General features: G+C 72.4%; 31 protein-coding genes. 22 read left to right on the top strand and 9 right to left on the bottom strand.

Features of this window, described 5'->3' with window-relative positions:
- Positions 1-41 precede the first annotated feature (41 nt).
- From ABZ860_RS03960 to ABZ860_RS03950, 3 genes are read right to left on the bottom strand one after another with little or no spacing between them, the layout of a single operon-like run.
- A complete protein-coding gene (locus tag ABZ860_RS03960; RefSeq protein ID WP_357214639.1) occupies positions 42-923 on the bottom strand; it encodes a YihY/virulence factor BrkB family protein in 882 nt (293 codons plus the stop codon).
- On the bottom strand, positions 920-2,221 hold the full coding sequence (locus tag ABZ860_RS03955; protein WP_357214636.1) for an acyltransferase: 1,302 nt from the start codon (positions 2,219-2,221) through the stop codon (positions 920-922). Before ABZ860_RS03955 ends, ABZ860_RS03960 begins: the two co-directional genes overlap by 4 nt.
- The gene (locus ABZ860_RS03950; RefSeq protein ID WP_357214633.1) at positions 2,222-2,653 is read right to left on the bottom strand and encodes a CBS domain-containing protein; all 432 of its coding nucleotides are present in this window, start codon (positions 2,651-2,653) and stop codon (positions 2,222-2,224) included. It abuts the gene before it with no gap.
- A 100-nt stretch (positions 2,654-2,753) separates the two neighbouring features.
- Here ABZ860_RS03950 and fbp point away from each other — a divergent pair, with 100 nt between their 5' ends.
- Together fbp and ABZ860_RS03940 are read left to right on the top strand one after the other, a co-directional pair.
- On the top strand, positions 2,754-3,875 hold the full coding sequence (gene fbp, locus ABZ860_RS03945; protein ID WP_357214630.1) for a fructose-1,6-bisphosphate aldolase/phosphatase: 1,122 nt from the start codon (positions 2,754-2,756) through the stop codon (positions 3,873-3,875).
- Positions 3,876-3,889: 14 nt separating this feature from the next.
- The gene (locus ABZ860_RS03940; RefSeq protein WP_357214628.1) at positions 3,890-4,108 is read left to right on the top strand and encodes a DUF1918 domain-containing protein; all 219 of its coding nucleotides are present in this window, start codon (positions 3,890-3,892) and stop codon (positions 4,106-4,108) included.
- Here ABZ860_RS03940 and ABZ860_RS03935 read toward each other — a convergent pair.
- Positions 4,078-4,530, bottom strand: coding sequence for a DUF2267 domain-containing protein (locus ABZ860_RS03935; RefSeq protein ID WP_357214625.1), 453 nt, complete (start codon positions 4,528-4,530; stop codon positions 4,078-4,080). The genes ABZ860_RS03940 and ABZ860_RS03935 overlap by 31 nt on opposite strands.
- Positions 4,531-4,606: 76 nt before the next feature.
- Positions 4,607-5,242, bottom strand: coding sequence for a phosphoribosyltransferase (locus ABZ860_RS03930; protein WP_357214623.1), 636 nt, complete (start codon positions 5,240-5,242; stop codon positions 4,607-4,609).
- Between the two features lie 93 nt (positions 5,243-5,335).
- Between ABZ860_RS03930 and ABZ860_RS03925 the strand changes: the two genes are divergently transcribed.
- The 20 genes from ABZ860_RS03925 to ABZ860_RS03830 all read left to right on the top strand — a co-directional run bounded on the left by ABZ860_RS03925 (position 5,336) and on the right by ABZ860_RS03830 (position 20,204).
- The gene (locus tag ABZ860_RS03925) at positions 5,336-5,557 is read left to right on the top strand and encodes a hypothetical protein (protein WP_357214621.1); all 222 of its coding nucleotides are present in this window, start codon (positions 5,336-5,338) and stop codon (positions 5,555-5,557) included.
- Positions 5,558-5,566: 9 nt separating this feature from the next.
- Positions 5,567-6,601, top strand: a complete 1,035-nt coding sequence (locus ABZ860_RS03920) for a LacI family DNA-binding transcriptional regulator (RefSeq protein WP_357214618.1) — start codon at positions 5,567-5,569, stop codon at positions 6,599-6,601.
- A 67-nt stretch (positions 6,602-6,668) separates the two neighbouring features.
- A complete protein-coding gene (locus ABZ860_RS03915) occupies positions 6,669-7,823 on the top strand; it encodes a histidine kinase (protein WP_357214615.1) in 1,155 nt (384 codons plus the stop codon).
- Positions 7,820-8,470 (top strand): response regulator transcription factor, encoded by a 651-nt coding sequence (locus ABZ860_RS03910; RefSeq protein ID WP_357214612.1) that lies wholly within the window; start codon positions 7,820-7,822, stop codon positions 8,468-8,470. The genes ABZ860_RS03915 and ABZ860_RS03910 overlap by 4 nt, the downstream gene beginning before the upstream one ends.
- A gap of 76 nt (positions 8,471-8,546) precedes the next feature.
- Positions 8,547-8,819: a GlsB/YeaQ/YmgE family stress response membrane protein gene (locus ABZ860_RS03905; RefSeq protein ID WP_357214611.1), complete on the top strand. Its 273-nt coding sequence runs from the start codon at positions 8,547-8,549 to the stop codon at positions 8,817-8,819.
- A 203-nt stretch (positions 8,820-9,022) separates the two neighbouring features.
- Positions 9,023-9,607, top strand: coding sequence for an SIS domain-containing protein (locus tag ABZ860_RS03900; RefSeq protein ID WP_357214609.1), 585 nt, complete (start codon positions 9,023-9,025; stop codon positions 9,605-9,607).
- The gene (locus ABZ860_RS03895) at positions 9,604-9,813 is read left to right on the top strand and encodes a HypC/HybG/HupF family hydrogenase formation chaperone (RefSeq protein ID WP_357214607.1); all 210 of its coding nucleotides are present in this window, start codon (positions 9,604-9,606) and stop codon (positions 9,811-9,813) included. The genes ABZ860_RS03900 and ABZ860_RS03895 overlap by 4 nt, the downstream gene beginning before the upstream one ends.
- Entirely contained in the window at positions 9,810-10,511 is a 702-nt protein-coding gene (locus tag ABZ860_RS03890) for an SIS domain-containing protein (RefSeq protein ID WP_357214605.1), read from the top strand. Before ABZ860_RS03895 ends, ABZ860_RS03890 begins: the two co-directional genes overlap by 4 nt.
- A complete protein-coding gene (locus ABZ860_RS03885; RefSeq protein ID WP_357214602.1) occupies positions 10,498-11,562 on the top strand; it encodes a hydrogenase expression protein HypE in 1,065 nt (354 codons plus the stop codon). The genes ABZ860_RS03890 and ABZ860_RS03885 overlap by 14 nt, the downstream gene beginning before the upstream one ends.
- Before the next feature lie 2 nt (positions 11,563-11,564).
- Positions 11,565-13,376, top strand: a complete 1,812-nt coding sequence (locus tag ABZ860_RS03880; RefSeq protein WP_357214600.1) for a nickel-dependent hydrogenase large subunit — start codon at positions 11,565-11,567, stop codon at positions 13,374-13,376.
- On the top strand, positions 13,373-13,867 hold the full coding sequence (locus ABZ860_RS03875; protein WP_357214598.1) for a NifU family protein: 495 nt from the start codon (positions 13,373-13,375) through the stop codon (positions 13,865-13,867). The genes ABZ860_RS03880 and ABZ860_RS03875 overlap by 4 nt, the downstream gene beginning before the upstream one ends.
- On the top strand, positions 13,864-14,475 hold the full coding sequence (locus ABZ860_RS03870; protein ID WP_357214596.1) for a DUF5947 family protein: 612 nt from the start codon (positions 13,864-13,866) through the stop codon (positions 14,473-14,475). The genes ABZ860_RS03875 and ABZ860_RS03870 overlap by 4 nt, the downstream gene beginning before the upstream one ends.
- A 12-nt stretch (positions 14,476-14,487) precedes the next feature.
- Positions 14,488-15,138: a DUF6084 family protein gene (locus tag ABZ860_RS03865; protein WP_357214593.1), complete on the top strand. Its 651-nt coding sequence runs from the start codon at positions 14,488-14,490 to the stop codon at positions 15,136-15,138.
- Complete coding sequence (locus tag ABZ860_RS03860; protein ID WP_357214591.1) at positions 15,135-16,415, top strand: hypothetical protein; 1,281 nt, start codon at positions 15,135-15,137, stop codon at positions 16,413-16,415. The genes ABZ860_RS03865 and ABZ860_RS03860 overlap by 4 nt, the downstream gene beginning before the upstream one ends.
- A complete protein-coding gene (locus ABZ860_RS03855; RefSeq protein ID WP_357214588.1) occupies positions 16,412-16,900 on the top strand; it encodes a hydrogenase maturation protease in 489 nt (162 codons plus the stop codon). The genes ABZ860_RS03860 and ABZ860_RS03855 overlap by 4 nt, the downstream gene beginning before the upstream one ends.
- A 103-nt stretch (positions 16,901-17,003) precedes the next feature.
- A complete protein-coding gene (locus ABZ860_RS03850; RefSeq protein WP_357214585.1) occupies positions 17,004-17,411 on the top strand; it encodes a hydrogenase maturation nickel metallochaperone HypA in 408 nt (135 codons plus the stop codon).
- Positions 17,386-17,634 carry a HypC/HybG/HupF family hydrogenase formation chaperone gene (locus ABZ860_RS03845; protein ID WP_352241253.1) on the top strand — a complete coding sequence of 83 codons (249 nt, stop codon included), beginning with the start codon at positions 17,386-17,388 and terminating at the stop codon, positions 17,632-17,634. The genes ABZ860_RS03850 and ABZ860_RS03845 overlap by 26 nt, the downstream gene beginning before the upstream one ends.
- A gap of 6 nt (positions 17,635-17,640) precedes the next feature.
- Entirely contained in the window at positions 17,641-18,765 is a 1,125-nt protein-coding gene (gene hypD, locus ABZ860_RS03840) for a hydrogenase formation protein HypD (RefSeq protein ID WP_357214582.1), read from the top strand.
- Positions 18,762-19,838, top strand: coding sequence for a hydrogenase expression/formation protein HypE (gene hypE / locus ABZ860_RS03835; RefSeq protein WP_357214580.1), 1,077 nt, complete (start codon positions 18,762-18,764; stop codon positions 19,836-19,838). Before hypD ends, hypE begins: the two co-directional genes overlap by 4 nt.
- An 18-nt stretch (positions 19,839-19,856) precedes the next feature.
- Positions 19,857-20,204 (top strand): hypothetical protein, encoded by a 348-nt coding sequence (locus tag ABZ860_RS03830; RefSeq protein WP_357214577.1) that lies wholly within the window; start codon positions 19,857-19,859, stop codon positions 20,202-20,204.
- 20 nt (positions 20,205-20,224) lie between these two features.
- Here the strand turns inward: ABZ860_RS03830 and hypF are convergent, their stop codons facing one another.
- From hypF to ABZ860_RS03810, 4 genes are read right to left on the bottom strand one after another with little or no spacing between them, the layout of a single operon-like run.
- Positions 20,225-22,510, bottom strand: coding sequence for a carbamoyltransferase HypF (gene hypF / locus ABZ860_RS03825; protein WP_357214574.1), 2,286 nt, complete (start codon positions 22,508-22,510; stop codon positions 20,225-20,227).
- Between the two features lie 29 nt (positions 22,511-22,539).
- Positions 22,540-22,863, bottom strand: coding sequence for an STAS domain-containing protein (locus tag ABZ860_RS03820; RefSeq protein ID WP_357214571.1), 324 nt, complete (start codon positions 22,861-22,863; stop codon positions 22,540-22,542).
- Positions 22,863-23,927, bottom strand: coding sequence for a cobalamin-dependent protein (locus tag ABZ860_RS03815; RefSeq protein ID WP_357214568.1), 1,065 nt, complete (start codon positions 23,925-23,927; stop codon positions 22,863-22,865). The genes ABZ860_RS03820 and ABZ860_RS03815 overlap by 1 nt, the downstream gene beginning before the upstream one ends.
- Positions 23,921-25,540, bottom strand: a complete 1,620-nt coding sequence (locus tag ABZ860_RS03810) for a PP2C family protein-serine/threonine phosphatase (protein WP_357214566.1) — start codon at positions 25,538-25,540, stop codon at positions 23,921-23,923. The genes ABZ860_RS03815 and ABZ860_RS03810 overlap by 7 nt, the downstream gene beginning before the upstream one ends.
- Positions 25,541-25,554 lie beyond the last annotated feature (14 nt).

The following is a 25,554-nucleotide window of genomic DNA, read 5'->3' as shown; positions in this document are numbered from 1 at the left end:
ACGCCCCCACTGCTGCCCCATCAAGGTCACTTGACACGGATTTATCCGGACAAGTCGCCCTTCTGTCCCTGGCTGGTGAGAGTCGTGTCCCCCAGATGGCGCTCGATCGCTCCGTTGACCTCGGCGCCCAGCAGCACGATCAGTGTGGAGAGATACAGCCAGAGCATGAGCACGGCCACGGCCGCGACCGCGCCGTACGTCTGGTTGAGGCGCCCGAAGCTGGTCACGAAGACCGACAGGCCCGCCGAGACCACCACCAGTGCGGGCATGGCGAGCCCCACCCCCCAGGCGACCGACCGCCACCGCGACTCCCGGCGGCTGCCGGGGACGAATCGGTAGAGCAGCGCCAGTCCCGTCCCGATGAGCAGGACGAGCGCCGCCCAGCGCGCCACCGAGACGGCGGCCCGGGCCACCCCGCCGAGGCCGATGTGTTGCAGCACGACCGGGAACGCGGCGACGAGCGCAAGCAGAACCGACACTCCGGCGATCGCGGCGACCGTGTAGAGCAGCGCCAGCAGGCGGGTGCCGATGACGCCGTGGGCCTCCCGGCCTCCGTACACCGTGTTCAGGCCCCGCATGAGCGCCTGGACGGCCCTCGACGAGGCCCACAGCAGGCCGGCGAGGCTCAGCGCGAGATTGGCGCCGAGCCCCTTCTCTCCGGCGCGCACGTCAGTGGTGAGCTGGGAGACCAGCAGATGCGCGACGGGTCCGGGCAGCGGCCGGGTCAGCGACGCCAGTTGCCCGGCGGCCTGACGGGGGTCGGCCACCAGCCCGTAGGCCGACACCACGACCAGCAGCATCGGAAAGATCGACAGCGTCCCCCAGAAGGCGATGCCGGCGGCCAGCAGGGACAATCGCTCCCGCTTCGCCTCCTCCCGCACGCGCCCGGCGATCCTCTTCCAGTCCTTCGCCGGCACTCTCATGGCCGGTGCGACGATCGAGCGGCCCGCAGCAGCGCGGCGCCCGTGAAATAGACGGGGAGCATCGGCGCGGGCAGGCCCCGCGAGCCGGTGAGCGCCGCGCCGAGCAGGCCCGCGACGACCAGGCCGGCCCCCGCCAGGGTCAGGGCCACCGTCCCGGCCCCGGACCTTCCGGCGCCCGGCGCCGGGCAGGGGCCCGCACGCCGCTCGACGGAAGCGAACACGGCGACGAGGGCCGCGAGGGTCGCCGTCAGGAACGCGAGCCAGGGCACGCGCAGAAGCAGCCAGGCGGCCGAACCGGGCGGCGGCTGCGGCAGCAGGCCGGAGACGTAGAGAGCGGGCACGGCGATCACGACCGCGGTCATGTGCCAGAGGAACACCGTCATGATCACGGAGTTGGCCGCGACGACGGCCGTCCACGGACGCGTACGGCGCAGCATGCGCCTGCCGCGCTCGTGCAGGAGCAGGGCGATCCCCGTCTGCGCGACCGCCAGGGCGAGCAGCGCGAGCGTCGGCGGCGAGGTGTTCTGCAGGCGGTCGCCGGGATCGGTCACCATGCTCACCGGGTAAGGCCCCGGGACGGTGAGCAGCACGAGCGCCGCCAGGCCGCCCGCGGTCATGGACACGGCCACGCGGGGACGGGCGGGCAGGGCCCCCTCCCGCCAGGCGATGCCGAGCTGGTAGACCGCCGCCCAGGCCAGCAGGTAGTTGGCCGCGCCGAGCACGGCCGGGCCGCCGAGCAGCCGCGCCGCGTCGCCGAACGCCACCGCCACCGCGAACACGGCGGGCACCGCGATGCCCGCCCTGCGGTGCAGCGCGAGCAGGACCGGGGTGAGCAGGACGACCGTGACGTACGCGATGAGGAACCACAACGGCAGGCAGGCGAGCCAGACTCCCATGCCCACGGTGGCGGGGTCGGCCCCCAGGAGGAGCGCGAGCAGGGCCGCGCCGCCCAGCGTGAGCAGGAACGCCGTCGTCGGGCGGATCAGCCGGTCGGTGCGGCACAGGAACCAGCCGATCGCGTCGCCGCCACGCCGCCGGTAGGAGCCGAGCGAGGCGGCTCCCGCGAAGCCGCCCACCAGGAAGAACACCGGCATGACCTGGAACAGCCAGGTGAGTGGCCTGGCCCAGGAGACGAAGGCGAGGATCGTGTCGCCGCCGACGCGCTCGCCGTACGTCACCACGACGGCCAGCCAGTGACCGAGCACCACCAGCGCGATGGCGACGGCGCGCAGCAGGTCGATGTGACGGTCGCGGCCGGGCGGCGTGCGCTCCGCCGCACGCCGCAGGGGCGTGAACATCTAGTCGCTCTGATGCTGTGGCTCGCTGATCTCCTTGACCACCGGCGTGAGCAGGTCGGCGGTGAGCTGGTGCATCTGGAGGAGCAGGTCGTCGATCGTCACCATGCCGACGACGCTTCCCTCGGCGGCCACCGGGAGCCTGCGGAAGGAGTGGCGGCGGAACGTGTCGAAGGCCACCTCGACCTCGTCCTCCGCCCGCACCACCACCGGGTCCTCCGACATCACCCCGCCGACCGGCGTGTCCCCGTTCTTGTCCTGCGCGAGCACGCGTACGGCGAGGTCACGGTCGGTCACAATGCCGGCGATGCCCCGCCCCTCCGACACCACGACGCAGCCGACGCCCGAGTAGTCCATGTGCCGCGCGACGTCACGCACCGGCGTGATCGGCGGGACGACGACCACCGGCGTGGACATGACATCTCTGATCTTCATGGCCGGCTCTCCCCCTCGTACGGAAGTCCGCCCCGCTTGTGACCTAATGCCCTATTTATCCACCCAAGTCCGAATAAACGTGGAGATGGAGGTGGTCCCCATGGTCACGCTGAGCATCATCAAAGCCGACACAGGGGGATTCGTGGGCCACTCCGCCGTCCATCCCCGGCTGATGGCCGAGGCGAGGCGCGAGATCGAGCGGGCCAAGTCCTCCGGCCTCCTCATCGACGGCCACGTGGAAAGCTGCGGCGACGACATCTCGCTCATCATGACCCACACCTACGGCCAGGAGGCGGGGCTGATCCACTCCTTCGCCTGGGACACCTTCCAGGCGACCACCCACCTCGCCAAGGAACTCGGCCTGTACGGCGCCGGCCAGGACCTGCTGTCGGACGCCTTCTCCGGCAACCTGCGCGGCATGGGCCCGGGCTACGCGGAGCTGGAGTTCGAGGAGCGGCCGTCGGAGCCGGTGCTGTGCTTCCTGGCGGACAAGACCGAGCCGGGCGCGTGGAACCTCCCCTTGTACAAGATGTTCGCCGACCCGTCCAACACCGCCGGGCTGGTGATCGACGAGAAGATGCACGCCGGGTTCGCGTTCGAGGTGTACGACCTGTACGAGGACCGGCGCGTCGTCTTCGACTGCCCCGCGGACCTGTACGACATGCTGATGTACATCGGCGCCCCGGCACGCTACGTGATCCACAGCGTCCGCTCCAGGACCCTGGGCACGACCGCGGCGGTGACCAGCACCCAGCGCCTGTCGCTGATCGCCGGGAAGTACGTCGGCAAGGACGATCCCGTCATGATCGTGCGCTGCCAGTCGGGGCTGCCGGCCGTGGGCGAGGCGCTGGAGCCGTTCACCTTCGCCTACTCGGTGGCCGGATGCATGCGTGGCTCGCACCACGCGCCGTTCATGCCGGTGGCCACCGGACAGGCGCACCCGTCGCGGTTCGACGGGCCGCCGCGGGTGATCGCGCTCGGCTTCCAGATCAAGGACGGCAGGCTGATCGGCCCGCGTGACATGTTCGACGATCCGGCGTTCGACGGAGCCCGGCGGCAGGCGAACGAGGTCATGGACTACCTGCGCCGTCACGGCCCGTTCGAGCCGCACCGGCTGCCGCTCGAGGAGCTGGAGTACACCACCATGACCTCCCTCGCCGAGCGCCTGGCGCATCGCTGGACACCCATCACGACCGAGGTCGCGACTCCGGTCGGGTCGTGAGGAGCATGAAGGCGATGACCATGAAGGCGTCGGTCGGCGACCGCCTGATCGTCGAGAGCATCCATCGGGGCAGGGCAGGCCGCATCGGGATCGTGGTGGCGCTCTACCACACCGACGGCTCGCCCCCCTACCTCGTGCGATGGCTCGACGAGGAGCGGGAGACGCTGTGCTTCTTCCCCGGGCCCGAGGTCCGTGTCGAACGCTACTGGGAGCGGTTGCCGGAGAGCCCCTGACCGCCGAGCAGCTCGCGTACCTCTCGCGGGAGCTGACCGAGCGCGTGGTCGACCACCCCCGGCGTCAGCTCCTCGTACATCACCGCGGTCACCGCCTTGGCGAGCTTGGGCACGTCGGCGTTGGCGATGCGGCCGGTGGCGGCGAAGTGGGCGGCGAACTCCTCGCGGTCCCGGCGGATCGGCACCGCCGCGGGGTCCCAGCCGTTGTAGTAGATCCCGCGCAGCAGGTCGGGCAGTTGCGCGGCGAGGTGCGCCGCGGCGGGCACCGGGAGGCCGTCGCGCACGGCGTGCAGCCAGGTCCGCAGCACGCGGTGGGCGAACTCCCGGTCCTCGGTGCCGATGGCCCCCGCCAGAGCGGCCAGCCACCGGTTGGTCGTCTGCATCGTGTGGTCAAGGCTGTGCACATGGTGGGTGGTGGACATGACGTCCTCCTCCGCTAACAGTCACTCCATCCCACGCTGCGCACCCGGCCGCGCCCTCTGCCAGGGCCGATGGTCCCTATTCTGCCGCGAGCCGCAGACACTCGACCACGTCCTCGTCGCTCGTCTGGGTGAAGTCGTCGTACCACGCGCCGATCGCGTAGAAGTGGCCGGGCGTGTCGAGGCAGACGACCTCGTCGGCGTCCCTGCGCAGGCTCGCGATCGTCTCGGGGGCGCCCACCGGCACCGCGAGCACCACCCGGGAGGCCCCGTGCGCGCGGGCCACCTGGCAGGCGGCGCGGGCCGTCCCGCCCGTCGCGATCCCGTCGTCCACCACGATCACCGTGCGGCCGGCCAGGTCCACCGGCTCGCGGCCGGCCCGGAAGCGGCGGGCGCGACGCTCCAGCTCGGCCCGCTCGCGCCGCTCCACCTCGGCCATCTCGTCGCGGGTGATGTTGGCGAGCCGTACGACGTCGGGGTTCACCACCCGCACCCCGCCCTCGCCGATGGCGCCGAAGCCCAGCTCCGGCTGGTACGGCACGCCCAGCTTGCGTACGACGATCACGTCCAGTGGGGCGCCGAGGGCCCTGGCCACCTGGAACGCCACCGGCACGCCCCCGCGCGGCAGCCCGAGGACGACCGCGTCCTCCATGCCCGGGAGTCCGCGCAACCGCTCGCCCAGGCGCAGGCCCGCGTCACGACGATCGACGAACACGGCGGTCACCCCTGCCTTTCACCCCTGTCTTTCACCGTCAGCCTCCGCCGCCGTCCGCGGTAGGGCCGAAGGACCTGGGGAAAGACTTGGAGCATGTCCCATCCAGGAGAGATCGACGAGCTGAAAGCCAGGCTCGACGCGACGGAACGGCACGTGGGCGCGCTCGCCGAGGCCGTCCGAGTGCTGGCGGGCGGCCTGGAGGGCGGGCCGCTGGAGGAGGCCGGGCGGGCCCGGCCCGAGCACGCCGCCCGGCTCGCCCACGAACTACTGCTCGCGGCCGGCCTGATCCAGCCGGAGGAGAGCGAAGGCCCATAGACTGTCGCCGTGACCTCGACCGACCGGGCCCTCGACGGGGAGCTTCCGCGTCATAGGCTGACCGTGGCCGAGATCGCCCATCTGGCGGGCGTGTCCGCGCCGACCGTGTCGCGGGTGCTCAACGGGCATGCGGGAGTCGCCCTGGCCACCCGGCAGCGGGTGGAGGCGGTGCTGCGGGAGCACGGATACCGGCGCCGCGACAGCGAGCCCGCGGCGATCATCGAGCTCGTCTTCCACGCCCTGGAGAGCCTGTGGGCGCTGGAGATCATCCAGGGCGTCGAGCAGGTCGCCAGGGAGCATGAGCTGGCCGTGGTGCTGACCGAGATGCAGGGTCGGCTCACCCCGGGCAGGGCGTGGACCGAGCAGGTGCTCGCCCGCCGCCCCACCGGCGTCGTGGCGGTCTTCTCCGAGCTCACGGTGCAGCAGCAGTCGCAGCTCGCCACCCGCTCCATCCCCCTGGTCGTGCTCGACCCGACCGGCGAGCCGCTGCACGAGACTCCGTCGGTCGGCGCGACCAACTGGACCGGCGGGATGGCCGCGACCCGCCATCTGCTCGACCTCGGTCACCGCCGCATCGCGATGCTGAGCGGTCCGACGCAGTGGCCGTGCTGCCGGGCGCGGCTCGACGGCTACCGCGCGGCGATGGACGCGGCGGGCGTGCCCGTGGACCCCGAGCTCGTGCGGATCAGCACGCTGTACGTGGAGGGCGGCCTGCGTGACGGGGCCGAACTGCTGCGCCTGCCCGATCCCCCGACCGCCGTCTTCACCGCCAACGACCTGCAGGCTCTCGGCGTGTACGAGGCCGCCAGGCGGGCCGGGCTGCGCATCCCCGAGGACCTGAGCGTCGTCGGGTTCGACGACCTGTCGTTCACCCAGTGGGCCGGGCCGCCCATGACGACCGTACGGCAGCCGCTCGTGCAGATGGGGGCCGCCGCCGCGCGGATGGTCCTGGCCCTGGCCGACGGCGAGCGGCTCGAACAGCACCGGGTCGAGCTCGCGACCACCCTCGTCGTGCGGGAGAGCACCGCGCCGCCGCGCGGGTGACCGGCACAGCGACAACAGTACTTTTGACCGATTCTGTCCGGGCGGCCGATCTCGTAGCCTCGCTGCTGTGCGTGTAGGGGGATGGGCGGCCGACATCGGACTCGGCGCCGTTTTCGCCGCGGTGCTGGCTTTCTGGGCTTCCCGGATCGCCGACAGCTGGGGCGGCGGCTACTGGCGGTTCGACTGCGCCGCCGGGGCGGTGGTGTGCGTGATCGCTCTGGCGCGCCGGTTCGACCCGGCACGGGCGGCCGCGGCCGGTCTGGCCGTCGCCGCGACCGCCGTCCTGGCCGCCAGGTTCGCCGATCTGCCCAGCGAGCCCGGTCCCGGGATGGCCCTCGGCCTGGCGGTGCTGGTCGCCACCGCGGTCAGGGCGTCGCAGGTCCTCACGGCCTGCGGCGTGGCGGCCGGTGGGCTGGCCGTGGCCGCCGGCAGCCTGCTGACGGCGCACACCTTCGCCGCCGGAGTGCCCTCGGTCACCCTGATGAACGTCCTGGCCTGGGCCGTCGCCGTCGTGGCAGGGCTGTGCCCGCGGCTGCTCGACGCCCGCAGGCGGGCCGTCGCCGACAGGGTGCGCCGCGCGGAACGGCTGGGGCTCGCCCGCGAGCTGCACGACGTCGTCGCCCACCACGTCACCGGCATCGTGGTGCAGGCCCAGGCCGCCCGCCTGGTGGCGCGGAAGAACCCCGAGAAGGCGGGCGACGCCCTGGCCGAGATCGAGGCCGCCGGCTCCGACGCGCTGGCCGCGATGCGCCGCGTCGTCGGCCTGCTGCGCGACCCGGACGACCCCGCGGGGCCGGCGACCACCCCTGCCGGGCTCGGCGAGCTGGTCGGGCGATTCGAGGCCGGCGGCCGTGCGGTGCGCCTGCGGCTGCCGGGCGAGGAGGAGACGGCGACGTGGCCGCCCGAGGTGGCCGGCACGGTCTATCGGGTCGTGCAGGAGTCGTTGACCAACATCTCGCGCCACGCCCCGCACGCCCGCGCGGTGACGGTCAGCGTGGAGCGGGACCGCGAGACGCTCGCCGTCGAGATCGCCGACGACTCGCCCCGGAGTCCATCGCGGCACCATCAGCGCGGCGGGTACGGCCTGATCGGGATGCGCGAGCGGGTCGAGGCCCTCGGCGGCACGCTGCGCGCCGGGCCGCGTCCCGGGTCGGGCTGGTCGGTGCTCGCCACCCTGCCCGTGCCCCGGTCACAGGCGCTGCCGGAGCGGGCACGCCGATGACGATCACGGTGCTGGTGGCCGACGACCAGGCGATGGTCCGCGGCGGCCTGCGGCTGATCCTGGAGGACCAGCCCGACATCGAGGTGGTCGCCGAGGCGGCCGACGGCGCCGAGGCCGTGGAGGCGGCCCGGCGGCTGCGGCCCGACGTGTGCCTGGTGGACGTGCGCATGCCCCGGCTCGACGGCATCGAGGTCACCCGCGCCCTGGCCGGGCCTGGCGTCCCCGACCCGCTGCGGGTGGTCGTGGTCACCACGTTCGACCTGGACGAGTACGTCTACGGCGCGCTGCGGGCGGGCGCGACCGGCTTCGTGCTGAAGGACTGCGGCCCCGCCCTGCTCGTCGAGGCCGTGCGGGCCGCCCACCAGGGAGACGCCCTGGTCTCCCCGTCGGTCACCCTGCGGCTGCTGCGCCACCTGACGGCTCACCTGCCGGGCTCCGGCCGCGCGGACCATCCGCTCTCCAACCGGGAGCTCGAGGTCGTCCGGGCCGTCGCCCGGGGTCGTACGAACCAGGAGATCGCGGCCGAGCTGTTCATCTCGCTGAGCACGGTCAAGAGTCACGTGGCCGGCATCCAGGCCAAGCTCGGCCTGCGCAACCGGGTCGAGGTCGCGGCCTGGGCATGGGAGAACCGCATCGCAGGCTCCTGATTCTCCGGTTTTGTCGCGTTTTGTCCGGTTTTGCCGGGGCAGAAGGCAGGCAGCCGAACACAAGGAGGGTGGCAGCATGGCCGTCAGCGGCATCATCTCCGCCATAATCATCGGACTCATCATCGGCGCTCTCGGCCGGCTGGTCGTGCCCGGGCGCCAGGCCATTCCCATCTGGATGACCATTGTCATCGGTATCATCGCCGCTCTCATCGGCTCGGCGATCGCCCGGGGCCTGGGGGTCGCCACCACTCCCGGGATCGACTGGATCGAACTGATCATCCAGGTGGCCCTCGCCGCCGTCGGCGTCGTGGCCGCGGTGGCGCTGTACCGCCGCAGAAGCGTCGGGTAGGTCCTGTCCGCCGATGGCCCCGGCACGACCGGGGCCGTCGGCGTGCCCGGACTGTAGTGGTCTTTACGAAATCACCGACATCTATTGATTCCCCCCGTCACAGCGCGGCGTACGGTCGTTAACCAGGGGCTTTCCTGAGGGAAGACGCGATCCGGGGGAAGTGGTCCGCGATGGACCAGGCGGTCCTTGCACGTGTTCCGGAGGTGTTCGCTCGTCGTGTGGGGCCGGCGCTCGGCCTTGCCGACGAGGCCGACGTGGTGGCCAGGGCCTGTCACGCGATGGCGACGCGCTTCCACGGCGGCGGCAGGCTCATCGTCTTCGGCAACGGAGAGGCCGCGACCGACGCCCAGCACATCTCGGTGGAGTTCGTCCACCCGGTGATCGTGGGCAAGCGGGCGCTGCCGTCGTTCTCGCTCACGAGCGACGTGGCCACGATCACGGGGGTGGCCGCGACGGCGGGCCTGGAGGAGGTCTTCGCACACCAGCTTCGCCGTCTCGCCGCGCCGCGCGACATCGCGCTGGGCATCTCTTCCGACGGCGGCTGCGTGAACGTGCTCAGGGGCCTGGAGACGGCGCACCGGCTCGGCCTGCTCACGCTGGCGCTGACCGGCGGCGACGACGGCGGCCCCATCGGGCGCAGCCCGGCCGTCGACCACGTCCTGATCGCCCGCTCCGCCGATCCCCGCGTGGTCAAGGAGGTGCACGTCACCACCTACCACATCCTCTGGGAGCTGGTGCACGTCTTCTTCGAGCAGCCCGGCGTGCTGGATCCACGGGTCATCCCATGAACTGCCACGACGAGACCTGCGTCACCTGCTCCGACGAGGCGGTCCCGGTGACCGTCGTACGGCTCCTTGAGGCGGACCTCGCCCTCGTCGACACCGGCCGCGGCCGGGAGGTGGTCAGCGTCGCCCTGGTGGAGACCGAGCCCGGCGACACCATCCTGGTCCACGCCAAGGAGGCCATCGCGGTCGTGCGGGAGGTGAGGCAGTGAACGACATCGAGGCGTTGTATCCCTTCCTCTACTCGGGGTCCACGGACCTCGACGCGGTGATGACCTCCGTACGCCATTCGACCGTGGAGAAGGTCGACGAGATCGTCACCCTGCGCCGGACGGTGCTGGAGCGCGACGGAGAGCGGATCGCCGCCTGCGCCGAGGCGATGGCGGAGGCGTTCGCGGCGGGGGCCCGGCTGTTCGCCTTCGGCAACGGGGGCAGCTCGACCGACGCCCAGGACGTGGCCACGCTCTTCATGAACCCCGGCCCCATGAACGGCGGCCCCATGAACGGCGGCACGGCCCGGCCACTGCCCGCGTTCGCCCTCACGGCCGACATCGCGGTCGTGACGGCGCTGGCGAACGACATCGGCTTCGAGGTGGTCTTCGCCCGGCAGCTCGCCGCGTCCGCCTTCGCGGGAGACATCGCACTGGGCCTTTCCACCAGCGGAAACTCGCGCAACCTCATCGCCGCGTTCGAGGAGGCCGACCGGCGCGGCATGCTCACGGTCGGGCTGGCCGGTTACGGCGGCGGCCAGATGGCCGAGCTCGGCACCATCGACCACCTGTTCGTGGTGCCCTCGGCCTCGGTCCACCGGATCCAGGAGGCCCAGACGACCGTCTACCACGCGCTCTGGGAGCTGACCCAGCAAGCGCTGATCCGATCGGAAGCTGGTGACAGCGATGGCGGCGCCTGACGGACAGCCAGACGGACAGCACGAGCCGGTCGTCCACATCCTGTGGATAAACGCGGGGCTGAGCTGCGACGGCGACTCGGTCGCGCTCACGGCCGCGACCCAGCCGAGCATCGAGGAGATCGTGCTCGGCGCGCTGCCCGGCCTGCCCAAGGTCGCGGTCCACTGGCCGCTGATCGACTTCGAGTGCGGCCCGATGCAGGGCGCCGACACCTTCATCGAGTGGTACTTCAAGGCCGACCGTGGCGAGCTCGACCCGTTCGTGCTGGTCATCGAGGGATCGATCCCCAACGAGTCGATCAAGCGCGAGGGCTACTGGTGCGGGTTCGGCAACAACCCCGACACCGGCCAGCCGATGACCACGAGCGAGTGGCTCGACCGTCTCGCGCCCAAGGCGACCGCCGTGCTCGCCGCCGGCACCTGCGCGACGTACGGCGGCATCCACGCGATGGCGGGCAACCCGACCGGGGCGATGGGCGTGGCCGACTACCTGGGCTGGGACTGGCGGTCGAAGGCCGGGCTGCCCATCGTCAACGTGCCCGGCTGCCCGATCCACCCCGACAACCTGTCGGAGACGATCCTCTACCTGCTCTACCAGCTCGCCGGGCAGGCGCCGATGATCCCGCTGGACCACATGCTGCGCCCCACGTGGCTGTTCGGCATGACCGTGCACGAGGGCTGCGACCGGGCGGGCTACTACGAGCAGGGCCAGTTCGCCGCCGAGTACGGCTCGCCGAAGTGCCTGGTGAAGATCGGCTGCTGGGGGCCGGTCGTGAAGTGCAACGTGCCCAAGCGCGGCTGGATCAACGGCATCGGCGGCTGCCCCAACGTGGGCGGCATCTGCATCGCGTGCACGATGCCCGGCTTCCCGGACAAGTTCATGCCGTTCATGGACGAGCCGCCCGGCGCCCGCGTCTCCTCGACCGCGAGCGAGGCGTACGGCACGGTGATCCGGGCGCTGCGGAGCATCACGTTCAGGACGGTCAACAAAGAGCCGAAGTGGCACAAGAAGGGCCGCGAACTGCTCACCGGTTACAAGGCGCCCTGGAGTTAGCGATGACGCTGCAACACGACCGGGAGCGGCCGCTCCCCACGGAGAAGGAACGCGAACTGGTCGAGATGGCCTGGGACCCGATCACCAGGATCGTCGGGAGCCTCGGCATCTACGCGAAGGTCGACTTCGCCAACCGCGAGGTCGCCGAGTGTTACAGCACCTCGTCGGTGTTCCGGGGCTACAGCATCTTCATGAAGGGCAAGGACCCGCGCGACGCCCACTTCATCACCAGCCGTATCTGCGGGATCTGCGGCGACAACCACGCCACCTGCTCGGTCTACGCCCAGAACATGGCGTACGGCGTGCGCCCGCCGCACGTCGGTGAGTGGATCATCAATCTCGGCGAGGCGGCCGAGTACATGTTCGACCACAACATCTTCCAGGAGAACCTGGTCGGGGTCGACTACTGCGAGAAGATGGTCCGCGAGACCAACCCGGGCGTGCTGGCGCAGGCCGAGCACACCGAGGCCCCGCACGCGGCCGACCACGGCTATCGCACGATCGCCGACATCATGCGCTCGCTGAACCCCCTGGAGGGCGAGTTCTACCGCGAGGCGCTGGCGATGAGCCGCACCACCCGGGAGATGTTCTGCCTGATGGAGGGCAGGCACGTGCACCCCTCCACGCTCTACCCCGGCGGGGTGGGGACGGTGGCGACCGTGCAGGTGTTCACCGACTACCTGACCCGGCTGATGCGGTACGTCGAGTTCATGAAGCGGGTCGTCCCCATGCACGACGACCTGTTCGACTTCGTCTACGACGCGATGCCCGGCTACGAGCAGGTGGGCCGGCGGCGGGTGATGCTCGGCTGCTGGGGGAGCTTCCAGGACCCCGAGCACTGCGACTTCGACTACCGCACTATGAACGACTGGGGCCGGAAGATGTTCGTCAGCCCGGGCATCGTGGTGGACGGGCAGCTCGTCACCAACGACCTGGTGGACATCAACCTCGGCATCCGCATCCTGCTGGGCAGCTCCTACTACGACGACTGGACCGACAGGGAGCCGTTCGTCACCGAGGACCCGCTGGGCAACCCGGTGGACATCCGCCATCCGTGGAACCAGCACACGATCCCGCATCCGCAGAAGCGGGACTTCACCGACAAGTACAGCTGGGTGATGTCGCCGCGCTGGTTCGACGGGCAGAACCTGCTCGCGCTCGACACCGGCGGCGGGCCGCTCGCCCGCCTGTGGGTCACCGCCCTGTCGGGCCTGGTGGACATCGGCTACGTCAGGTCGACCGGCCACAGCGTGGAGATCAACCTGCCGAGGACGGCGACCCGGCCGGAAAAGACGTTCGAGTGGCGTATCCCCCGGCGCAACGGGGAGTTGCTGTCCAACGCCATCGAGCGCAACCGGGCCAGGACCTACTTCCAGGCGTACGCCGCCGCGTGCGCGCTGCACTTCGCGGAGCAGGCGCTGGGCGAGGTCCGCCAGGGGCACACCCAGACGTGGTCGCCGTTCACGGTGCCCGACGAGGCGATCTCCTGCGGTTTCACCGAGGCGGTGCGGGGTGTCCTGTCGCACCACATGGTGATCAGGGACGGGAAGATCGCCAACTATCACCCGTACCCGCCGACGCCCTGGAACGCCAGCGTCCGCGACTTCAACGGCACGCCGGGGCCCTACGAGGACGCGGTGCAGAACACGCCGATCTTCGAGGAGAACCCGCCGGAGAGCTTCAAGGGCATCGACATCATGCGCACGGTCCGCAGCTTCGACCCGTGCCTGCCCTGCGGCGTCCACATGTACCTCGGCCGGGGCCGCCAGCTGCGCGTGGTGCACAGCCCGCACGCGTTCACGGGGACGCCATGACGTACGACGTGGCGGTGTCGGGCGAGCGGATCGAGCGGTTGCTCGGTGCGCTGGCAGGCGCGCAGACCCGTGCCACGGCGGAGGAACTCGTGCGGGAGATCGTCGGCCTGTACGGCGCGGGCCTCGAACGCGTCATGGCGATCGTCACCGAGGCCGGGGCGGCCGGCACGCTGCGCGGCCTGGTGGAGGACCCGCTGGTCTCGGGCCTGCTCGTGCTGCACGACCTGCACCCGCTGACCACCGCGGAGCGGGTGCGGGCCGCGCTCGACGGCCACCCCTATGGTCACGGGGCCGAGCTGCTGGGCGTGGAGGGCGGCGTCGTGCGGCTGCGCCTGAAGGGGGCCTGCGGCTGCCCCTCGTCGCGGACCACCGTCACCCAGTCGATCGAGCGCGCCATCGCCCGGGTGGCCCCCGAGGTGGCGCGGGTGGACGTCGAGAGCCCGGTCAGGGATGCCGTGACCCTCCTGCAGATCGGCAGGCGCCCGTCGTGAGCACCGGCCTGCGCCGCTTCCGCGAACCGGCCCTGGCCGCGCCGGCGGAGCGGTGCGAGATGTGCGCCGAGCTCCTGGAAGGGGAGCACGGGCATGTCGTCGACCTGGAGACCCGGGCGCTGATGTGCGCCTGCCGAGGCTGCCGCCTGCTGTTCGTCCGGCCGGGTCAGGGGCGGTATCGCGCGGTGCCCGACCGCTTCCTCTACGCGCCGTCCTTCCAGGTCTCCCCCGCGGACTGGGACGACCTGGGCATCCCGGTGCGTACGGCGTTCTTCTTCCACAACTCCTCGCTCGGCCGGACCGTGGCCTTCTATCCCAGCCCGGCCGGGGCGACCGAGTCGCTGCTCCCGCTCGCGACCTGGGAGCGGGTGCTCGCGGACAACCCGGCGCTGGCGGACGCCGAGCCCGACGTCGAGGCCCTGCTGGTGGACCGGGCTCCCGACGGGTCGTTCTCCTGCCATCTCGTGCCGATCGACGCCTGTTACCGGCTCGTCGGCCTCGTACGGCTGCACTGGAAGGGCTTCGGCGGCGGGCGGGAGGCGTGGGAGGCCATCGACGGCTTCTTCGCCGCCCTGCGCCGGCGGGCCCGCATCGTCACGCATCGTTGAAAGGGGCTGAACTTGGACGGTGATCTCCGCTTCGACTGCCTGGACGCCCGGCCAGAGCCGTACGCGGCCTCGCCCACGCTCGTCTTCCGCCTGCGCGTCACCGACTCCTCCCCCGAGGGCGTCCACGCCATCGCGCTGCGCTGCCAGATCAGGATCGAGCCGCGCCGCAGGTCGTACGGGCCGCAGGAGGCGGCGCTGCTGGCGGACCTGTTCGGCGAGCCGGCCCGGTGGGGCGACACGCTGCGGCCGGTGCAGTTCGCCATGGCGCAGGCGATGGTGCCCGCCTTCACCGCGAGCACGGAGATCGACCTGACCGTGCCGTGCGGCTACGACCTGGAGGTGGCCGCGGGCCGATACTTCGCTTCGCTGGACGACGGCGAGATCCCGCTGCTGCTGCTGTTCAGCGGGACCGTGCTGGCCCGCTGCGGCGGTGGCGTGAGCATGCGGCAGGTCCCTTGGCACTGCGAGACCCGCCACCGCCTGCCGGTCGCCGTGTGGCGCGAGACGATCGACACCGCCTTCCCGGGTTCCGGGTGGCTGCGGCTGCGCCGCGACACCGTGCGCGAGGTCCTCCGCTTCAAGTCCGAACGCGTGCTCGCGACCGTCGACGAGGCGATCGAGCTGCTCTTCGAAGAGGCGGGCCTGAAGGAGGGAACGCGGTGACCGCGCCGATGGAGGCGGCCCGCCGCGTCGCGGACGCCGTGCTGTACGAGGGCTACCTGCTCTACCCCTACCGCGCCTCGGCCGCCAAGAACCGCATGCGCTGGCAGTTCGGCGTGCTCGTGCCGCCGGACTACCCCGGGGAGCCGTCGGGCAGCGTGACCGAGTGCCTGCTCGAGGCCCCGGGCGAGGACGCCACGCTCGACCTGCGCCTGCGGTTCCTGCACGTCAGGAGCAGGACGGTCGAGCGGGAGGAGGACGACGGCTACTGGCCCGTGCCGAAGCTGACCGTCGACGGTCGTGACTACCTCAGCTTCGACGAGGCCACCGAGCGGGAGGCCAGGACCACGCTGTCCCTGCCGCATGTGACGGCCAGGCGGCGCACGATCGAGGTCCGGGTGCCCGGCGACCGCGTCATCCAGCCCATCGACGGCCCCGGCGGCGAGCGGACCGGCCGGATCGTCTGCGAGCACCAGCCGCTCGACGCGGAGATGCGGATCTCCGCCGAACCGCTGCCCGGGCCGTACGGGCTGGTCCGCCTGCGGGTCGAGGTGGAGAACACGGCCCGCTGGGAGCGGGCGGACGCGCCGCGCGAGGAGGCCCTGCGCCGCTCGCTGGTCGCCGCCCACCTGCTGATCGGGGTGAGCGGAGGGGCCTTCGTCTCGCTGCTCGACCCGCCGATGTGGGCCGAAGGGGCGGCGCGGCAGTGCCGCAACGAGAACACCTGGCCGGTCCTGGTGGGCGAGCCCGGCCGCCGCGACGTCGTGCTGTCCTCGCCGATCATCCTGTACGACCACCCGGCCATCGCCCCGGAGAGCCCCGGCGACCTGTTCGACTCGACCGAGATCGACGAACTGCTCACCCTGCGCACGCTGACCCTGACCGAGGAGGAGAAGCGGGAGGCCCGGGTCACCGACCCGCGCGCCGCCGAGATCCTCGAACGGGCCGCCGACCTGCCGCCGGAACTGCTCGAACGCCTCCACGGCGCCATCCGCCACCTGGAGGTCCCCGCCAGGACGACGCCGGAGGACGACGCCGTGACCGTGGCCGGGGTGCGGATCGCCAAGGGCAGCCGGGTGCGGCTGCGGCCCGGCCACCGCCGCGCCGACGCGCACGACATGTTCCTGGCCGGGCGGACCGCCGTGGTCGAGGCGGTGTTCCTCGACGTGGACGGGGTGCGCCACCTGGCCGTCACGCTGGAGGACGACCCGGGCTCCGACCTGCAGCGCGAGCAGGGACGGTTCCTCTACTTCGCGCCGGACGAGGTGGAACCCGCATGAGGACCCTGGTGGCCGGCGTGGGCAACGTCTTCCTCGGCGACGACGGCTTCGGCGTGGCGGTGGCCCGGCGCCTGGCCGCCAGCGGGGTGCCCGACGGGGTGGAGGTCGGCGACTTCGGCATCCGGGGCATCCACCTCGCCTATGAGCTGACCTCGGGATACGACCTCACGATCCTCGTGGACGCGATCCCGGCGGGACTGGCCCCCGGAACGCTGTCCGTCGTCGAACCGGCGCCGGAGTCCCCGACGCCGGCCCCCGGTGGATGTTTCGTGGACGCGCACGCGATGACCCCCGACGCGGTGCTCACGCTGGCCTCCGGCCTCGATCTGCCGCGGGGAGACAGAGTCCTGCTGGTCGGCTGCGAGCCCGCCGACGTGACCCCGGGGATGGACCTGAGCCCGCCGGTCGCGACGGCGGTCCCCGAAGCGGCCGCCCTGGTGCTCGAACTGATCGCAAAGGAGGCGGGGCGATGCGCAGACCTGTGATCACCGTGCTGCTCCTGGCCGGCGCGGCCGGGGTGGCCGTGCTGGTCGTCCAGTCACTGCCCGACATCCGACGTTATTTGCGGATCAGAAGGATGTGACCCCGATGCACGAGTTCGGGATCGCCGAGGCCGTGGTCGACGCCGTCGAGCGCCGGGCCGACGGCAGGCGGGTGCGCCGGGCCAGAGTGCGGGCGGGCGCGTTGCTGCGCATCGCTCCGCAGGCCCTCGACCAGGCCTTCTGCCTGGCCTCCGCCGGCACCGTCGCCGAGGGCGCGACGCTCGACCTGGTCATCGAGCCCGTACGGCTCATCTGCCGGGGCTGCGGGCACTCCGCGATGTGCGCCGACCCGCTCACGATCTGCGGCCTGTGCGGCGGGATCGACGTCGACACCGAGGGCGGGGACAGCCTCGTCCTCGAATCCATCCAGCTCGACCCCGACATCACTGCGGAGGCGTCCTATGTGCCTGGGCATTCCGGGCGAGATCGTGGAGATTCCGCCCGACCAGACTGACCTCGCCAGGGTCGACGTGAGCGGGGTCCGGCGGGCCGTCAACATCGGCCTGCTCGACGGCCAGCCCCTGCGACCCGGCGACTGGGTCCTGATCCACGTCGGCTTCGCGCTGTCGAAGATCGACGAGGCCGAGGCCAGGGCCGCGCTGGAGTTCCTGGAGGGCATCGGCCAGGCGTACGAGGACGAGCTGGCGGCGCTGCGCGACTCGTCGATAGAGAGGTGAGCAGCGGTGCGTTTCGTCGACGAGTACCGCGACGCGGACAAGGCGCGGGCGCTGTCCTCCAGGATCGCGAGCCTGTGCGAGCCGGGCCGGGCCTACAAGTTCATGGAGGTGTGCGGCGGCCACACCCACACCATCTACAAGCACGGGCTGGAGGACTACCTGCCCGAGACGATCACGCTGGTGCACGGACCGGGATGCCCGGTCTGCGTGATCCCGATGGGCCGCGTGGACGACGCGATCCACATCGCCGAACGGCCGGACGTGATCATGACGTCGTTCGGGGACATGATGCGGGTGCCGGGCGGGCGCGGGTCGTTCTTCGACTCCACGGCCCAGGGCGCCGACATCCGCATGGTCTACTCACCGCTGGACGCCCTGAAGATCGCCCGGCGCGAACCGGAGCGCCAGGTGGTCTTCATGGCCATCGGGTTCGAGACCACCGCGCCGTCGACCGCCATGACCGTGCTGCGGGCGGCGGCCGACGGCGTGCGGAACTTCTCGGTCTTCTGCAACCACGTGACGATCATTCCCGCGATCAAGGCCATCCTGGACTCGCCCGACCTGCGTCTCGACGGCTTCATCGGGCCCGGCCACGTCTCCACGATCATTGGCTGCCGGCCGTACGAGTTCATCGCCCGCGACTACGGCAAGCCGCTGGTCGTGGCGGGCTTCGAGCCGCTGGACATCCTCCAGTCGGTCTACATGCTGTTGCTCCAGCTCGCCGAGGGGCGGTCGGAGGTCGAGAACCAGTACGCCCGGGTCGTGCCGTGGGCGGGCAACGTCCGTGCCCTGCGGGCCCTCGGCGAGGTGATGGAGCTGCGGCCCTACTTCGAGTGGCGCGGCCTCGGCTTCATCTCCCACTCGGCGCTGCGCATGCGCGAGAAGTACGCGGCGTACGACGCGGAGCGGCTGTTCGACATCCCCGGCAACCGGGTGGCCGACCCCAAGGCCTGCCAGTGCGGCGAGGTGCTCAAGGGCGTGCTCAAGCCGTGGGAGTGCAAGGTCTTCGGCACGGCCTGCACGCCGGAGACGCCGATCGGCACCTGCATGGTGTCGTCCGAGGGCGCCTGCGCGGCCTACTACAACTTCGGCCGCTTCTCCCGGCAGCGGGTGAGGGAGGCCACGAGGTGACCAGCCGTGAGGAGCAGGTCCTCGAACGCATCGACCGGGCCAGGCACCGCAAGGCCCGCGTGCGCGAGGAGCACATCACGATGGCCCACGGCGCCGGCGGAAAGGCGACCCAGACCCTGATCGAGGCGGTCTTCCTCGACGCGTTCCGCAACCCGCTGCTCGAGCCGCTCGAGGACGGCGCGGTGTTCTGCGCGGGCGGCGCGCGGCTCGCGTTCACCACCGACTCCTACGTGGTCTCCCCGCTGTTCTTCCCCGGCGGCGACATCGGCGACCTCGCCGTCAACGGGACCGTGAACGACCTGTCGGTGTGCGGGGCCCGGCCGCTGTACCTGTCGGCCGGTTTCGTCCTCGAGGAGGGCTTCCCGGTCGAGGACCTGCGGCGCATCAGCGCCTCGATGGCGCGGGCCGCCGAGGCGGCGGAGGTGTCGATCGTGACCGGGGACACCAAGGTGGTGCAGCGCGGCAAGGCCGACGGCTGCTACGTCACCACGGCCGGCGTGGGACTGCTGGAGGGGGACGCGCGCCTCGGCGTCGCACACGCCCGGCCCGGCGACGCCGTCCTCGTGTCCGGCCCGGTCGGCGAGCACGGGGTCACGATCATGCTGGCCCGGGGCGAGCTGGACATCGAGGCCGACGTGACGTCGGACACCGCCCCGCTCAACGGTCTGACCGGCGCGCTCCAGGCCGCCGCCGGCCGGGGAGTGCGGTGCCTGCGGGACGCCACCCGGGGCGGCGTCGCGACGGTGCTGAACGAGATCGCCCGCGCCTCCGGTGTCGCCGTCGTGGTCGAGGAGGACGCGGTGCCCGTACGGCCGGCCGTACGCGGAGCCTGTGAGCTGCTCGGCATCGACCCGCTCTACGTGGCCTGCGAGGGCCGGATGGTCGCGGTGGTGGACGGGGACGCGGCCGAGTCCGCGCTCGCCGCGCTGCGGAGCCATCCGCTCGGCGCGGGCGCCGCGGTCGTCGGCCGCGTCCGGGACGATCCCCCGGGCCTGGTGCTGCTGAAGACCGCCTTCGGCGGCACCCGGATCATCGACGTGCTGGTCGGCGACCCGCTGCCGCGGATCTGCTGACCGGGAGGTGACTTCATCATGAGCGAGACCGAGCACGGCTACTCCCCGGATGTCGGAGGCGGCAGCGAGGAGACCAAGCGGGCGGGCGACCTGGCGTTCCGGCCGGAGGCCGCGGGCGAGCCGGGGCCCGGGCGGAAGCCGTCCGCCGAGGAGGAGTCGGGTGTGACCGCGGGCGAGTCGCTCACCAGGGGCGGCGAGGAGCTCGCCAAGCAGAAGCAGGAGCCCGGCCGTGACCATCTGGGTGTGAAGGGCGAGACCGACCGTCCGCACGGCCGTTCCACCATGGAGGACTCCACCGGCATCGCACCCGAGGGACCCATCGACGAGGAGAGCCCGCCGCTGCCCGCGGGCGACCAGGGCGGCTGAGTCCGCGCCCGGTCCGCGATTCAGGGATCTCCGCGGTCGAGAGCGGCGGCGACGGCGGCCTGGCCGAGGCTGACGCCGCCGTCGTTCGGGGGGACGCGGTGGTGGGTGAGCACCGTGAAGCCGCGCTCCTCCAGGAGGGTCACGGCCCGGCCGAGCAGCAGCAGGTTCTGGAACACGCCGCCGGACAACGCGACCGTGGACAGGCCGCGTGCCTCCCTGATCAGGGCGCATCCGTCGGCGACGACGCGGGCCACGGCGTTGTGGAACCGCGCGGCGACGACGTCGCACGGCACACCGGCGCGAAGGTCGTCGGCGACCGCGCGGACCAGCTCCACGCCCGGCACGGCGAACCGCGTGCCCGCGGGAAGGACGCCGCAGGGATAGGCGCCGTCCACCGCGGGGTCGGCGAGCTGCTCGAACTCGACCGCGGCCTGGCCCTCGTAGGTGATCGCGTCGCGGACCCCCGCGACCGCCGCCACCGCGTCGAACAGGCGGCCCATGCTGGAGGTGAGGGGCGCGTTGCCGCCCCGGCGGGCCAGCGCGACGACGGCCGCCCACTGCCCGGCGTTGCGGCGTACGACGTCCAGGTCCTCCGGGACGTCGCCGTCGTAGGCGAGATCGAGGTAGGCGGCCGCCATGCGCCACGGCTGCCGGATCGCGGTCGCGCCCCCGGGCATCGGCACCGGCGTCAGGTGGCCCGCCCGTTCGAAGCCGGCCAGATCGGCGATGAGGAACTCGCCGCCCCACAACGTGCCGTCCGAGCCGTAGCCGAGGCCGTCGAAGGCCACCCCTGCGACCGGCCCCGCGGCGCCGTTGTCGGCCAGGCAGGAGGCGATGTGGGCGTGGTGGTGCTGCACGCCGATCAGGTCCACGTCCTCCCGGTCCGGCATGTCGAGGGCCCACTTCGTGGACAGATATTCGGGGTGCAGGTCGTGGGCGACCACCTCGGGCGTGATGTCGAACAGCCTCCGGAAGTGCTCGACGCCCTCGGTGAACGACCGCAGGGTCTCGTAGTTCTCCAGGTCGCCGATGTGGTGGGAGACGAACGCACGGTCCTCCTCGACCAGGCAGAACGTGTGCTTCAGCTCCGCGCCGCACGCGAGCACGGGCCGGGGCGCCGCCCGGGCGAGCGGCAGCGGGTGGGGCACGTATCCCCGCGACCGTCTGATCGGCAGGTCGCGGCCCCGGAAGATCCGTACGACCGAGTCGTCCGTACGGATGTGGATGGGGCGGTCGTGGGCGAGGAAGGCGTCGGCGATGCCGCCGAGCCGTTCCAGGGCCTCGTCGTCCCGGTAGGCGATCGGCTCGTCGGACACGTTTCCGCTGGTCAGCACGATGGGCTCGCCCAGCGCGCGGAGCAGCAGGTGGTGGAGCGGGGTGTAGGGCAGCAGCACGCCCAGCCACCGGTTGCCGGGCGCGACGGACGGCGCGACGGGCGCGTCCGGCAGGCGCCGCAGCAGCACGACAGGGCGGGCGGGACCGGTCAGCAGGCGCTCCTCGGCCGGGTCCACCACGCACAGCCGCCGGGCCGCGGCCGGGTCGCCCGCCATCACCGCGAAGGGCTTGTCCTCGCGGTGCTTGCGCGACCGCAGCGCCGCCACGGCGGGCTCGTCCGCCGCGAGCGCCGCCAGGTGGTAGCCGCCGAGTCCCTTGACCGCCAGCACGCCGCCTTCCCGCAGCGCCTGCACGGCCCGCTCCAGCGGGTCGCCGGCGCCTTCCGAACCGGCGGAACCGGCGAGGCGCAGCCGGGGCCCGCAGGCGGGGCAGCACACGGGCTGGGCGTGGAAGCGCCGGTCGGCGGGGTCGTGGTATTCCCGGGCGCAGTCCGCGCACATCGGGAAGGCCGCCATGGTGGTGTTGGCCCGGTCGTAGGGCACGTCGCGGACGATGGTGAAGCGCGGGCCGCAGCCGGTGCAGTTGGTGAAGGCGTAGCCCCACCTGCGGTCGGCCGGGTCGGTCAGGTCGCGCAGGCAGGCGTCGCAGGTCGCGACGTCCGGCGGGACGAGCGCGTGCCGGTCCCCGCCGGCCACGCTCGGCGCGATCTCGAAGGTCCTGCGGCCGGTGACGGGCGCGGGGCCCGTGCTGATCCGTTCGATGACCGCCAGCGGCGGCGGGTCGCCGGTCAGCGCGGCGAGGAACTCCTCGACCAGCGCGCTGCCGCCCTCGACCTCGATGAAGACTCCGCGCTCGTCGTTGCCGACGAGCCCGGCGAGGCCGAGCCGCGTGGCGAGGCCGTACACGAAGGGCCGGAAGCCGACCCCCTGCACGATCCCCTCGACCCGGACGGCGACGGCACGCCTGCTCACCCGCACATTGTCTCAGCGGGGCAGGGAAATCACGCGGGGAGGCCCAGCACGTCGTCGAGGGCGACGACCTCGATCAGATGGCGCAGGTAGGGGGTGAGGGCGACGATCCGGAAGGCCGTCCCGCGCTCCTCCGCGTCGCTGTAGGCGTTCATCACGACCGCCATGCCCGACGAGTCGATGAACTTCAGCCCCGCCAGGTCGAGTTCGAGCACGTCGACGCCTCCGGCGAGCGTCCTGGTCACCTCGGCGGACGCGTCGCCCGCGGTGGTGAAGTCGAGCTCACCGGTCATCACCAGGCGCGCCGCGCCGGGTTCGGGAGTGAGCGACTCGACCTGCAACGGGGTGTCCTGCATCAGACGCTCGTCTCTGTTCGATGATCCGCACAGCACGTCTGTGCCGCGGCGACGCCCTCGGTCAGCAGCGCCCGGGCGTGGGGGCAGTCCGTCAGTGCATCACGGAAAGCACCCAGCCCGAGCACGACGGACTCCGCGGGCACCTTCCTGGCCGCCAGCACCTGGCAGGTCCAGGTGACGAAATCGGTGAACAGCGCGGCGTCGTGGACGTACGTCCCGGCGATCAGGAAGTCGGCGATGTGACCGAGATCCTCGGCGGTGTGCTCGAGTTGCCGCGCGCTGTAGTCCCCCATCGGGGCGTACGCCTCCTTCAGCCTGTCCATGACGCGGGCCACCAGGTCGGCGCGGTGCCGGGTCAGGTACGCGTACTCCTCGCCGCCGAGATCGGCCTCGGCCTCGCCGGGGCCGTCGTGGGCGGTGGGGAAGGACGGCAGCCCCGCGGCGAGCCGGTCGGCCGCCGCGTCGGCGGTGGGCGCCCAGGCGTCCGCGCCGAGCAGGCGGGCGAAGCGGCCGTCGGCGCCGAACCCGGCCCCACCGGCCAGCACGGGGATGCCCACGGCCTGGCAGGCGGCGATGGTGGCGTGCGCGCGGGGCAGCCGGGTCGGCAGCATGCAGCCGAGCGCGACCACGTCGGGCCCGGTCTGGTGCAGGTGCGTGATCAGGTGCGGGCCGGGCACGCTGGCCCCCAGGAAGTCGATTTGCCATCCCCGCAGGCGCAGCACCTCCGCCATGATGCGGGTGGGCAGCGCGTGATACTCGCCGTCGGCGCAGGCCACGGCCACCCGGCCGCGGGTCGCCGCAGGCCGCACGCGCCCGCTGACCGCGGCCACGACGCGCTCGCTGACCGCGGTCGCCGCGTGCTCGCGCGCCACCGACCACTCGTTCGACGCCCACAGCTCGCCCACCCGGCGCTGGCCGGGGGCGACGACCCGCAGAAGCACGTCCTCGGCGGGGACGCCCTCGTCGATCAGGCCCAGGACCAGGTCGACCGCCCCGTATTCGTCGGCCCGGCCGATCAGGTCCAGGTAGCGCCCGGTGACGGCCTCCAGGTCCGGCGTCACCATGATGTCTCCGTCCGTCCCGCCCCCGCGCGTACGGCGAGCAGGGCGCGGTCGTCCTGCTGCCCGCCGCCAGGACCGCCGCCGCCGAGCCACTCGGTGCTGAGCTGCTCCAGCCGCTCCACCAGGGCCTCGACCGGCATTCCCGGGCAGGTCGCCAGCGCCTCCTTCAGCCGTTCCTCACCGAACATCTCCCGGCCGCTCGGGCCGCCGAACGCCTCGGTGATGCCGTCGCTGTACAGCAGGCACACCTCGCCGGGCGCCAGGTCGAGCGTGACGGGCCGCAGGGTGATCTTCTTCAACGCGCCGAGGATGGAACCCCGGACGGCGACCTCCTCGACCGTGCCGTCCCGGCGCAGGACCAGCGGCGCCGGGTGCCCGGCCACGGCCAGGTCCACCAGCACGTGATCGCCGGGTGCGGTCCGCAGCGCCGCGAGGATCATCGTGACGTAGGAGTTCGGCGACGGGGAGGCGAGCAGCGACCGGTTGAGCAGTTCGAGCAGCCGGTCGGGACGGCTTTCCAGCAGCAGCAGCGTACGCAGGCTGTGCCGGACCTGACCGGCCAGGACCGCCGCGCGGGCGCCCTTGCCGCAGACGTCGCCCAGGATGACCAGCGGCGGCCGTTCGACGATCCCGCTGTCGTCGGACGCCGCGTCGGGCAGGTAGACGTCGTAGAAGTCGCCGCCGATGGCGCCCGCCTGCTGTGATGCCCGCAGCCGGCCGGCCAGCCGCATGCCCTCGATCTCCGGCAGCTCGGGCGGCAGCAGATCGCCGGTCAGGATGGCGTTGATCGTGCTCTGCTCCCGGAACAGGGCGGCCGCCGAGATCGCGGCGCCGGCCCGGACCGCGAGGTCGCGCGCCATCAGGTGGTCGTCGTCGTCGAACGGCGGCCGTCCCGCCCTGCGGGCGAGCGCGATCGCCCCGGCGGACACGCCGTTGCCGGGCAGCGGGAGCACCAGCAGGTGGCCCGCCGGGCCGAGCCCCTCCGGCAGCAGCCAGTCCGGCGCGCCGCCCGGATCCTGCTGTCCTGCGGCGCCGTGCCGCAGGCCCGCGAACGCGTCGGTCAGGCCGGGCACCTCCGCCGCCGCGGCGGCCGGCAGGGCGCCCTCCTCCGGGCCGTACCGGCCGGAGACGGCGCGCACCCACTCCACCCGGCGGCGGGAGGTGGGCGGCAGCAGCACGATCGCCACGTCGGACAGGAAGTCGGCGCCCAGCTCCGCCGCGGCCCGGGCGCACCGATGCGGGTTGAGCGAGGCGGACAGGCGGCGGGCGGCCTCCAGCAGGAACTCGGTGCGCCGCGCCGCGTTCAGGTCGGTGAGGTACCAGGCGAGCCGGCCCTCGCCGACCGGCTCCGCGTGAATCCGGATCGCCCGGCCGCCGTGGATCACGGTCCCGCCTTCGGGGGCGGACGGGACGGAGTCGAGCGGCGCGGGCGCGGGGAGGCCAGGCTCGATCCGCGGCACCAGGCGGACCGCCGCCGCGTTGGCCAGGGCCACGACGCCGTCCGCGTCGCACAGCACGATGCCCTCGCCGCTGCCTTCGAGCAGCGCCGCGACGAGGCCGGGAGACAGCCCTGTCGTCCCGTGCCGGGGGTCGGCCGAACCGGTGGCGCCTTTCACGCGTGCGTTCCCGT

The sequence above is a fragment of the Microbispora sp. NPDC046973 genome, assembly GCF_040644495.1.
GTDB lineage: Bacteria > Actinomycetota > Actinomycetes > Streptosporangiales > Streptosporangiaceae > Microbispora.
This window is presented reverse-complemented; position numbering and strand designations above follow the sequence as displayed.